The 11,288-nt window shown below is 48.5% G+C and carries 12 protein-coding genes; 8 read left to right on the top strand and 4 right to left on the bottom strand.

Features of this window, described 5'->3' with window-relative positions; translation table 11 throughout:
• Positions 1 to 600: 600 nt before the first annotated feature.
• The gene (locus tag JW499_RS06215; protein WP_205209788.1) at positions 601 to 897 is read left to right on the top strand and encodes a hypothetical protein; all 297 of its coding nucleotides are present in this window, start codon (positions 601 to 603) and stop codon (positions 895 to 897) included.
• A 244-nt stretch (positions 898 to 1,141) separates the two neighbouring features.
• Here the strand turns inward: JW499_RS06215 and JW499_RS06210 are convergent, their stop codons facing one another.
• From JW499_RS06210 to xseA, 4 genes are all read right to left on the bottom strand, one after another.
• On the bottom strand, positions 1,142 to 1,903 hold the full coding sequence (locus JW499_RS06210; protein WP_205209787.1) for an alpha/beta fold hydrolase: 762 nt from the start codon (positions 1,901 to 1,903) through the stop codon (positions 1,142 to 1,144).
• A gap of 72 nt (positions 1,904 to 1,975) precedes the next feature.
• Complete coding sequence (locus tag JW499_RS06205; protein ID WP_205209785.1) at positions 1,976 to 2,602, bottom strand: FKBP-type peptidyl-prolyl cis-trans isomerase; 627 nt, start codon at positions 2,600 to 2,602, stop codon at positions 1,976 to 1,978.
• Positions 2,603 to 2,675: 73 nt separating this feature from the next.
• A complete protein-coding gene (locus JW499_RS06200; RefSeq protein WP_205209783.1) occupies positions 2,676 to 3,506 on the bottom strand; it encodes a peptidoglycan DD-metalloendopeptidase family protein in 831 nt (276 codons plus the stop codon).
• A gap of 9 nt (positions 3,507 to 3,515) precedes the next feature.
• Positions 3,516 to 4,886, bottom strand: a complete 1,371-nt coding sequence (xseA, locus tag JW499_RS06195) for an exodeoxyribonuclease VII large subunit (RefSeq protein WP_205209895.1) — start codon at positions 4,884 to 4,886, stop codon at positions 3,516 to 3,518.
• A gap of 166 nt (positions 4,887 to 5,052) precedes the next feature.
• On the opposite strand from xseA, the gene guaB reads away from it, so the two are divergent.
• The 7 genes from guaB to JW499_RS06160 all read left to right on the top strand — a co-directional run.
• A complete protein-coding gene (gene guaB, locus JW499_RS06190) occupies positions 5,053 to 6,522 on the top strand; it encodes an IMP dehydrogenase (protein WP_205209782.1) in 1,470 nt (489 codons plus the stop codon).
• Positions 6,523 to 6,654: 132 nt separating this feature from the next.
• On the top strand, positions 6,655 to 8,235 hold the full coding sequence (gene guaA / locus JW499_RS06185; RefSeq protein WP_205209781.1) for a glutamine-hydrolyzing GMP synthase: 1,581 nt from the start codon (positions 6,655 to 6,657) through the stop codon (positions 8,233 to 8,235).
• Positions 8,236 to 8,475: 240 nt separating this feature from the next.
• Positions 8,476 to 8,730, top strand: a complete 255-nt coding sequence (locus JW499_RS22635) for a type I toxin-antitoxin system ptaRNA1 family toxin (RefSeq protein WP_416135401.1) — start codon at positions 8,476 to 8,478, stop codon at positions 8,728 to 8,730.
• Positions 8,621 to 8,923, top strand: a complete 303-nt coding sequence (gene traJ / locus JW499_RS06175) for a conjugal transfer transcriptional regulator TraJ (protein WP_463427519.1) — start codon at positions 8,621 to 8,623, stop codon at positions 8,921 to 8,923. The genes JW499_RS22635 and traJ overlap by 110 nt, the downstream gene beginning before the upstream one ends.
• A 197-nt stretch (positions 8,924 to 9,120) precedes the next feature.
• Positions 9,121 to 10,467, top strand: coding sequence for an antiviral reverse transcriptase Drt3a (gene drt3a, locus JW499_RS06170; RefSeq protein ID WP_205209779.1), 1,347 nt, complete (start codon positions 9,121 to 9,123; stop codon positions 10,465 to 10,467).
• Positions 10,460 to 11,074 (top strand): hypothetical protein, encoded by a 615-nt coding sequence (locus JW499_RS06165; protein ID WP_205209778.1) that lies wholly within the window; start codon positions 10,460 to 10,462, stop codon positions 11,072 to 11,074. The genes drt3a and JW499_RS06165 overlap by 8 nt, the downstream gene beginning before the upstream one ends.
• A 12-nt stretch (positions 11,075 to 11,086) precedes the next feature.
• Positions 11,087 to 11,288: helix-turn-helix domain-containing protein (locus JW499_RS06160; protein ID WP_205209776.1), on the top strand; the 202-nt coding region annotated here is incomplete at its 3' end.

The following is an 11,288-nucleotide window of genomic DNA, read 5'->3' as shown; positions in this document are numbered from 1 at the left end:
GCGTCGGGCTCGGCTCTACATAAAAGCTCTGGAAGGTCGTTGGTTTAGATCTGGCCCCCGCTACCAACGTAATAATCAGAGGTATGTTGTAATGACATGCTTTTGTGTGTCAGTAACTAAATCCTGTAAAGCCCGGGTTGGGTGTTTCTGGACGTGGCACTTGCTAGCTGTTTTGTCGCGAAACCGGTTCATGCAGGTTTAAGGATGGTGTTTACTCACGGGCTTATAAAAAAGGCTTGTAAAAAGGGCAAAACCAGAGATGAAATGCCAACTGATTCTAATCAAATACACCTGTATTAAGAAGCCTGTCGTCATTGTGGAACAGGTTGTTATCCATTACCCAAGTTGGGTAATTTAACTGGCAAAAACTGATTGAGATCACTTTTTATACCGTTGGGCTGTGTTATCTTCTGTTCGTAACGTGATCAAACGAGCGTTTGTATAGAGGTTTGATGCCTGGGGGGGCTAACAACACGTGAATTGATTGAAACTTCATTAGCTTTGAATAGGTATAAGGCTATGAACAGATATCTGATTCCAGTAATGTCCCTCCTTCTGCTGCTGCCCTGCAGTGGAAACTGTGCCGGACTGGACGGCTTGATGGACATGATAGCAGGTGCAATCGGGCGTGCAGAATTGCAACAAAACGATAAGGAGCAATCCGGCCAGTCTGAACAGCAGGCTGAGCAGGGCATTGATCTCTCAGGCAAGTTCTATCAGATGGCGCGAAGCAACCGGTCTGGTCTGAATGTTGATACTGGTCAGTTTGTGTTGGTGCGGGTGTCATCCGGTGTGTACGCACTTTACAGTCTTAACTCTGAAGACCGAAAAGATCCCGGGGTGTGGCTGGGTAGTGTTAACGGGCGCCTGGGTATGGGAGTGTCGTATAAGTTCTGAAAACGGAAACTCACCAATGCCACTCAGTGGTAGCTGGTTTGATTTGCTGAGAGTGTATGTCAGCACTCTCTTTGGGGGAGTCGGGATCTTTAGTCATGGTTGTTAGTACCCGGCAGGTTAACAGAATTGCTTGTAAAGTCTTCAACTGATCTGTTTCAGATCGATTCAGCACATTCCATCTGATCTTCTCTGATCATCAAACGTGTATCAACTGCTCATACAAGGGCTGATATCTGTACTGTTATCATTTCAACAAATAGTTTAATACCAGCCGGGTAAACACTGAGGCTTTCTCCGCATGTGGCCAGTGTCCGCTGCCCTGTACCATCCGGTAGTCGGCTTTTGGAAACAATCTGAGAATCTGATCGCGGTAGTCTGCGGTGATATAATCTGAGAGTTCGCCTTTAATAAACAGTACGGGCTTTGCGAAAGCAGGACCGGAGGGAGGCTTGCTAATCTCATCATAACAGGCTTCCAGCACCGGCAGGTTCATCCGCCAGGCAAACTGCTTCGCTTCGGTTCGGTAGAGGTTGGTGAGCAGAAACTGACGCACGCTGAGTTCATCGATATAGTTCGCCAGTTGCTGGTCTGCTTCTCCACGGGACTTCAGGCTATTAAGCTGCACGGCATTCAGGCCGCGGAATACATCGCTGTGGTGGTTGGGATACTGCACCGGAGCGATATCGACAATAATCAGTTTTTCGACCCGTTGAGGGTGGTTCATCGCCAGTTGCATAGCCACTTTTCCGCCCATGGAGTGGCCCAGAATATGGGCGCTTTTCAGCCCCTGCTGATCCATCAGTTCGATAATATCATCCGCCATCAGCGGGTAGCTGGTGGAATCGGTGTGGGGTGAGCGGCCATGGTTGCGCAGATCCACGGCATAGACCGTGAAGTGCTCTGACAGGGCTTTGATCTGTCCACTCCAGTTCAGCAGGGTGCCAAACAGCCCGTGCATAATGATCAGGGGGGCTCCGCTACCGGAGACCTGCAGGTGCAGTTGCATAGGTGTGCTCCATAAAAAAGACCGGGGCAGAAGCGGCCGGTCTTTAGTGTTACAACAGTTGTGGATAACTGATTACAGAATATCCAGCAGCTCTACATCAAATACCAGCGTTGAATAGGGTGGGATACCGCCGGGTGAACCCTGGGCACCATATGCCAACTGGTAAGGAACCGTCAGACGCCATTTAGCGCCTTTGGTCATCAGTTGCAGCGCTTCAGTCCAGCCTGCAATCACACCGCCGACCGGGAACTCTGCCGGCTGGCCGCGATCGTAAGAGCTGTCGAACACTTTGCCGTCGGTGAATGTACCATGGTAGTGAGTGCGGACGGTCGATTCACGGGTTGGGCTTACGCCACCCTCTTCACCGGCAGTGATAATTTCGTACTGCAGGCCTGAATCGGTAACAAAGACCTCTTCGCGCTGAGCGTTCTTCTCCAGGTAAAGCTCGCCTTCTGCAGCAGCCTCTTTCGCCAGCTTTTCAGCTTTTTCCTGCATGCGAGCCTGAATCTCGTTAAATGCGGCCTGGATTTTTTCGCCTTCGATGCTCAGTGCTTCACCGGCAAACGCTTCCTGGATGCCTGCAATGACGGCATTCAGTTCAACGCCGTCAAAGCTCTGGGTCGCCAGGTGGTCGCCCATCTGACGGCCGATACCGTAGCTGGCGATCTGTTCAGTTGTTTCAATTTTAATATCAGACATGAGTACTCTGTCGGTTCGGTTTAAAGAGCGCAAAAGCCTATCATATTTAGACGCCTATATCTCGTCCGCAGTGTTACTGTTTAACAAACAGCAGGGGGTCAACCCGGGTGTTATTCAGGCTAACGCTCCAGTGCAGGTGAGGCCCGGTAACACGACCGGTTTTTCCGATAGCGCCGATACTATCGCCGGTATTCAGCTGATCGCCGATCTTTACATCAATTCTGCTCATATGGCAGTACATGGTGGTGAGGCCATAGCCGTGATCAATTATCACTGTGTTGCCATTAAAAAAGTACTCGCCAACGGCAACGACTTTACCCGGTGCCGGGGCACTGATAGCGCCTCCCTGACCACCGGCAATATCCAGGCCGCTGTGAGGATTGCGTGGTTGGTCGTTGAAAAACCGTTTAAGGCCAAACGGGCTGCTGAATCGGCCGGTGGCGGGCAGATTGAAACTGACACTGTCGATCGCAGGCGTGCTCCAGCTTTTGAATGCCGCAACCATCTCCGTTTTTTCGCGCTTATAGCGGGCCAGGTCCTGCTTGTTTGGATTGACGTGACGCTTGTTAGTAACCGTAAGCCGCTGCTCCTCATACTCTTTATCCCGAATCTGAAACGGGAAACTCTTGCCATCGGCTTTCATCAGCTGATCTTTTGTAGCTTTAGCCGAGAGCGGAATACCGATCACCGCGACCCAGGACGCCTGCTGTGCAAAGGGTGTTTCTGTGGTGGGTAAAACCATCACCCGGTTACCCTTATACCAGGCAGATGGGGCAGTTGCGCTGTCGAGGCCGGTGAGCGGAATCAGAGCGATACCGCCGGGAACCCTTGATTCCTGAGGCAGTTCAACCGCGGCAGCGGAGTAGCTGAGTAACAGAGTGAACATAAAACTGAAAAGACGCATAGTGATTTCTTACTCCTGTATAACCTGAGTGACTCTGCTGACAAAACGCCCCTTGCTGAGTCGTGTTTCGACGGTGCTTTGTGGTGTTATCTGGCTGATGTCCTGAATTACCTTACCCTGTTCATCCTGAACGATAGCGTAACCGCGGTCCAGCGTTGCCAGAGGGCTGACGCTATTGAGTGTGGCCGCCAGGCCGCTGAGTTTAAGGTTGCTCTGTTTCAGATGGGTCTGGATCAGGGTGAATAATCTGTGCTCCAGCTCATCTTTACGCTGCTGCCCGGCGGCGATGCGGGGCATCGGAGAGCAGCGCTGATAACGTTGTTGCAGCTGTCTGAACGTCTGTTTTTGTCGTTCAATGTGGTGTCTGACCGAACGTTGCATTCGCAGTTCAAGGTCATCCAGTTTCTGTGCCTGCTCCCTGAGTTTGTCGCCGGGGTGGCGTAACCGGCTGCGGGTCCATTGCAACTGCTGTTGGCGTTGCTGATGGTTGCGCTGCCAGGCGCGCAGCAGTCGCTGCTGTAGTTGCTGCAGGTGCAGCAGAATCTGTTGCTGATCCGGGCTGATAAGTTCTGCTGCGGCCGAGGGGGTGGCGGCGCGCATATCCGCAACAAAGTCAGCGATAGACACATCTGTTTCATGACCGACAGCGCTGATGATGGGGATCTCGCTATGAAATATGCTGTGCGCTACGATCTCTTCGTTAAACGGCCACAGGTCCTCCAGAGAGCCACCACCACGACCGACAATCAATACATCGCAACGACTATCCTCATTTGCCAGTCGGATAGCATTGGCGATCTGAGCGGCGGCTTCACTCCCCTGCACGGCGGTTGGGAACAGTGTCACGGGGAGTGAGGGAAAGCGGCGTTTGAGCACGGTCAGAATATCGTGAACCGCCGCTCCGGTGGGTGAGGTGATCACGCCCAGGTGTTTCGGATGGGTCGGGATCGGTTTTTTAAATGCCGGATCAAACAAGCCTTGTTGTTGCAGTTTGAGTTTGAGCGCTTCATAGGCTTGCTGCAGTGAGCCGACACCGCTCTCTTCCATATAATCGCAGATTAGCTGGTAGTCACCGCGGCCCGGGTATAAGCTGACTTTCGCCCTGACGACGACCTTGTCGCCATTTTTGGCCTGGTATTTCAGATATTGATTGCGGTTGCGGAACATTGCGCAACGCACCTGAGCGTCCCGGTCTTTGAGGGTGAAGTACCAGTGTCCCGAACTGGCTTTAACCACATTGGAGAGCTCGCCCTCCACGTGGATGGTGAGAAAAGAACTTTCCAGCAGGGATTTTACCTGACGGTTGAGTTCGCTGACACTCAGAGCCCGGCTGTCGGCTCTGTTGCTGGTCTGGTTCTGGGGTTGTGTGTAAGGTTGCATAGTGCGCATATTAAACCAACCGATCATCGCTTTGTAATGGCGGTTTGGCAGAATGACCGAATTGAATAAAAATGGCTGGGATTCGTTGCATTTTGATTGTCGGACGTTCGACAAAAGGCTATAATCCCGCGTCTTATTTTTTTAGACACTACAGGCAATCTCACCCATGTTGCGAATCGCTGAAGAAGCCCTCACTTTTGATGATGTTCTACTGGTTCCCGGTTACTCCGAGGTTCTGCCTAAAGACGTTTCGTTAAAGACGCGCCTGACCAAAGGCATCGCCCTGAACATTCCCCTTGTCTCCGCCGCTATGGATACGGTTACTGAATCCGGCCTTGCTATTGCTATGGCGCAGGAAGGTGGTATCGGTATTATCCATAAAAACCTGACTATCGAGCAGCAGGCTGAGCAGGTCCGCAAGGTTAAGAAATATGAAGCGGGTGTTGTCAGCGATCCTGTTACCTGCAGTTCGGATATGAGCGTTGGTGAATTGAATGCTCTGTCTGCCCGTCTCGGCTTCTCCGGTTTTCCGGTTGTTGATAACGGCGAGCTGGTGGGTATTGTCACCGGACGTGATGCCCGTTTCGAAAAGAAACTGGAGGCTTCTGTTGCATCCATTATGACGCCAAAAGAGCGCCTGGTGACGGTGATTGAGGGAGCCGATCCTGATGATGTGCGCAATTTGTTACGGAAACACCGTATTGAAAAAATTCTGGTGGTTGATGATCAGTTCGCACTGCGCGGTATGATGACCGTTAAGGATATGAATAAAGCGTCCACCCACCCGATTGCGGCGAAAGACGGTAAAGGTCAGCTGCTGGTCGGTGCGGCCGTGGGCACCGGCGCTGAAACGGCTGATCGTGTTGATGCGCTGGTTAAAGCGGGTGTCGATGTGATTATTGTTGATACTGCTCATGGACACTCCAAAGGTGTTATTGATCGGGTTGCCTGGGTGAAGCAGACTTATCCAAATGTTCAGGTAATCGGTGGTAACATCGCCACGGCTGAGGCGGCTGTTGCGCTGGCTGAAGCCGGTGCTGATGGTGTTAAGGTGGGTATCGGTCCGGGCTCTATCTGTACGACACGCATTGTTGCCGGTGTCGGTGTACCTCAGATCAGCGCGGTGGCCAATGTTGCTGCAGCGCTTGAACCCTACGGCGTACCTTGTATCGCGGATGGCGGAGTACGTTTCTCCGGTGATCTGTCCAAAGCGATTGTGGCGGGCGCATCGGCGGTGATGATCGGCTCTATGCTGGCGGGTACCGATGAAGCGCCGGGAGAGGTTGAACTGTTCCAGGGACGTGCCTATAAGTCATACCGTGGCATGGGGTCTCTGGGAGCGATGGCCCAGACCACCGGTTCTTCTGACCGTTATTTCCAGGATGCTGCGGAAGGTGCTGAGAAACTGGTACCGGAAGGCATTGAAGGCCGGGTGGCCTGTAAAGGCCCGATGGGTGGTGTTGTGCATCAGTTGGTCGGGGGGCTGCGCTCCTCAATGGGATACACCGGTAGCCCGGATATTCAGACTATGCGTACAGTGCCACAGTTTGTTCGCATCACCAGTGCAGGCATGGCTGAAAGCCATGTTCATGATGTCAGTATTACTAAAGAAGCCCCTAATTATCGCGTCGGATAACCGCTTCTGAATGATTAAAACAGGTGGGATGGCTTCGGCCCTCCCACTTTTTCTTTTTTAACACGCTGCTAAAACAGCCAATCGCCAGCATACACCTGCATAGGTATTGGCGATGATTTCGGAGTCATCGAAATGTCACAAGATATTCATGCTCAACGAATTCTGATTCTGGATTTCGGTTCGCAATATACACAGCTGATCGCCCGGCGGGTACGTGAGATCGGCGTTTACTGTGAGATACATCCATGGGATATGGATGAGGCTGAAATCCGTGAATATAACGCTAAAGGGATTATCCTGGCGGGCGGACCGGAATCGGTTACCGAGGGCAACTCTCCCCGCGCTCCACAGTTAGTCTTTGAACTGGGTATTCCATTGCTGGGGATCTGTTACGGTATGCAGACCATGGCTGAGCAACTGGGTGGCAGCGTTGTGTCCTCTGATCAGCGTGAATTCGGTTATGCCAAGGTACGTCTCGAAGACAGTCCGAGCCGGTTACTGGAAGGCATAGAGGACCACATTGCCAATAATGGTTCTCTACTGCTGGATGTATGGATGAGTCACGGCGACAAGGTGGGTGATCTGCCGGAAGGCTTCAATGTGATTGCCAGCACCGAGAGTGCTCCGGTTGCCGCGATGTGTCATCCGGGTAAAAACTTTTACGGGGTACAGTTCCATCCGGAAGTGACTCACACTAAACAGGGTGGACGAATTCTGGAACGGTTCGTTCGTGATATCTGTGACTGTGACGCGCTCTGGAATCCGGCCAATATTATTGCTGACCTGATCGACAAGGTGCGTGAGCAGGTTGGGGATCAGAAAGTGCTGCTGGGTCTTTCCGGTGGTGTGGACTCATCGGTGGTTGCGGCACTGTTGCACAAAGCGATTGGTGAACAACTGACCTGTGTGTTTGTGGATAACGGTCTGCTGCGCAAGAACGAAGGCGATCAGGTGATGGACATGTTCGCTAAGAACATGGGGGTTAAGGTTATCCGTGTTGATGCGGAAGACCTGTTCCTGGGGCGTCTCAAGGGTGAAAATGATCCCGAAGCCAAGCGTAAAATCATCGGTAACACCTTTATTGAGGTGTTTGATGAGGAAGCCACGAAGCTGACCGAGGTGAACTTCCTGGCGCAGGGTACGATCTATCCTGACGTGATTGAGTCGGCTGCCGCCAAAACCGGTAAGGCGCATGTGATCAAATCCCACCATAACGTCGGTGGCCTGCCGGACGATATGAAGATGGATCTGGTCGAACCACTGCGTGAGCTGTTTAAGGATGAAGTACGCAAGATCGGTCTGGAACTGGGGCTGCCATACGATATGGTATACCGCCATCCGTTCCCGGGCCCGGGTCTGGGTGTGCGTATTCTCGGTGAAGTGAAGAAAGAGTATGCCGACATTCTGCGTGAAGCTGATGCAATCTTCCTGGAAGAGCTGCACAAAGCGGATTGGTACCACAAAACCAGCCAGTCATTTGCGGTATTCCTGCCCGTGAAATCGGTCGGTGTGGTCGGAGATGGTCGTCGTTATGAGTACGTGATTGCCCTGCGTGCCGTTGAAACCATCGACTTCATGACCGCTCGCTGGGCGCACCTGCCCTATGAGCTGCTGGAAACGGTATCCAGCCGTATTATTAATGAGATTGCCCATGTGTCACGGGTGACCTACGATGTCAGCTCTAAGCCGCCAGCGACCATTGAGTGGGAGTAGGGCTCGTTATATAGCGAATTAAGCCTTTAGCTCATAAATAAAATGCCAGTCAGTTTTCTGACTGGCATTTTTTATGGTTGTTTCTGATTATGGCGTTTAACTCCCCCAAAACCTCGCGGAGGTATTTGGTTTCTTCGCAGTGATGTTCATTGTGATGCTGGCCTTCTATTTTTTAGGACAGTGGCTACACAACACTGGACACGGCCCTAAGATGACAACCATTGCCGATAAAATGGAGGTATTCCAAAACAAGCTGGCCGGGCGTGTCTACAAGGACATGACGAGAACGGTCGATCAAATCGACAACATGAGACGCTGGCCGCCCTGGAGTTCATCGACCAGGAAACCGCCCGGCAGATTTCTCCCGTCGCGGAGGCGGTGGCCAATATGTTTACGATCTTGTACTACCAGGCTGAAACTGGCCGGCATGAGTGCAGCACGTTATCTGCGGGAGGTCGGGCAGGGATATCACATCTCAGGTGTGGTGGATTATGAGCAGGTTCGGGAGCTGGCCTGGATCAACGGCGACCTTGGCCGCTTGGGTGGCTTACTGAAGCTATGGCTTACCGATGACTTGCGAACTGCCCAGTTCGGCCAGTCAACAATCCTTGCTGTTCTCAGCAAGATCGAGGCGACGCAGGAGGAAATGGGAAAGGTCATGACCAAGGTGGTCATGCCAAAGATATGAATCACAACAAGTTGATTCAGAGCAGGCGGCCAAATGGTCGCCTTTTTAACGTTAAACCAACGAAGAATCTACCGTTGGATTTATGTCAGTGTATCGATTACTGTAGCGAGAATGGTAAAGTAGTATATAAGTATAAATCTTTATATTTTAGTTCCATATTTATTTAGTGGGCTAGGGATGGAGTAAGGTGATCGATTATGGAACAGTCTTTTTCAGTTAAAAACTTCCGGAGTATTTATGATCTTGATCTGAAAAATCGAGGAGATTTAGAGCGTGAATACTTCGAAAAAGCATATGCAGAAAGACTGAAAATTAGAGTTTTAAAAAAGTTTAAGTATCGGATTCTATCCAAATTTAAAAAAGGCGTGATAACAAAAGAATCCTATGAGAAAAGGGTGGATTTGATCCGTAAGTTATTGGAGGTAAGAAAGGGTAGATACAATAGTTTTGTAAATGATGAAATTGAAAGTATTTGCAATAAGGTAAATAGGAAGGGGTATAATCTCCCATTATCAAAGCTTCCCGATCAGATTTCTGGTAAAGATGTATTTACAATTGGGAAAAGCGTGGAGAGTGTATTTGTTACAAGGCATTTACATAACATAATAAGAAGTACTTATAATATAAAGCAATCGCATCGTGACTTAATCGTTAGCAGAGTTAAAAGTATTTGTTTGGATAAAAGTTCTAAATATATTGTTAAAGCTGACGTAAAAGATTTTTACGAAAGCATTGAGCATGAACTAATTATAAAAAAGCTGCACGCATCTACGAAGCTGTCTGTATTGCCTAAGAGAATACTTACCCAACTTCTTAGATCATATGCTAAATTGGTGGGGTGTGATAAAGGGCTTCCAAGAGGTGTTGGTTTGAGTGCCTATTTATCAGAAGTATATATGAAAGACTTGGATGAAGAGCTGGTGAATAATCCAGATTTAACTTTTTATTCTCGCTACGTTGATGATTTGATATTGATATACTCTCCAGATGTTATAAAGGATAAATCTCATTATCTTCAAGTTGTAGATGAAGCTGTTGGTAGGAAGAAATTAAAATTAAACAATAAAACAAAAGAAATTGATCTGACAGTGGATAAAGCTCAAGAGTTTGAATATCTGGGGTATAGGTTTTTATTGAAAGGTAAAGATATAGCAATCCGGATTAGCAGTAAAAGGGTTGATAAATACAAAGACCGTATCAATCAGGCTTTCGATAACTATTTTAAAAAGTGCAAATATAATCCTGATAAAAAAGCTGGCCTTCTAATAGATAAAATTCGGTTTTTAACTGGAAATACTCGGCTTTTGCATGCCAAAAGCAAAGCGTTTACTGGCGTCTATTTTAATAACATGTATATAAATGACATTAGTGATCTGGAAGAGATTGATAAGTACCTGAGAAATAAGTTGCTAGCAATAACAGATCAGAGATTACATAGGCGTCTAAATAAATTTTCTTTTGTTGAAGGATTTGAAAATAAAGTATTCAGAAGTTTTACTACTGCTGACTTGAAAAATATAACTAGAGGATGGAAGGATGCCTAAGAAAACATTATCGATCAATTTCCCAATTGAGAGAGTAGTCCTTTCAGACCTGCTTCCATATGAGGTTCCAATAACATTTTCGAATAGGCATTTTTATAACTTCATAGTAGATAACCAAGTTAAGTATTCGAATGATTATTTTTACTGGAAGAAAAAAGATACCGCTTTTGATAGCCTTGTTATGCTGTTGCTTGGCCTTCCTAAAAGTAAGCAGGTTCAGAACTTTGAGAAAGAAGGTATCAAGTACAGCAAAGTTAGTGCAAAGAAGATAAACCCTTTTACTATACCTTTCACATTTAATATATCACACAAAGCGGATCAGTATAGACATTTATCTTTAATCCACCCAAGGTCACAAGTTTTTGCTGTAGAATTTTACAAGAACAATAAAGATTTGATCACTTACTATTGCGATAAAAGCCAGTTTAGTCTCAGGTCGGCGAAGCGAGTTGCTGGTTGTACATATGTAGATAAGAAGTCACTTATTGAGCAGTTTGATACTGATGGTGAAGTAATAGAGGTTGAAGGTGAGAATTACGAAAATTTGAAATCGTTTTTTGTATACGATAAATATAGCAGTATTAACCCGGTGGAAGTTTACATCTGATATAATGTACCCATGATTACAGATGCACGCAAGCTCAGCACAGAGCAACAAGAACTTTTACGCCAGCAAGCCATTAAACTCCGTGATAAGGGCAAAACCTTTCAAGAGATAGGAGCCTTGCTCAATGTCCATCCTGATACTGTTGGTCGCTGGTATAAACGCTATCAAGAGGGAGGCAAAAAAGCCTTAATCGTAGGGAAACGAGGGCCAAAAG

It is taken from the genome of Amphritea pacifica, from assembly GCF_016924145.1.
GTDB lineage: Bacteria > Pseudomonadota > Gammaproteobacteria > Pseudomonadales > Balneatricaceae > Amphritea > Amphritea pacifica.
The sequence above is the reverse complement of the archived record's forward strand: the minus strand, read 5'-3'. Positions and strand labels throughout refer to the sequence as shown.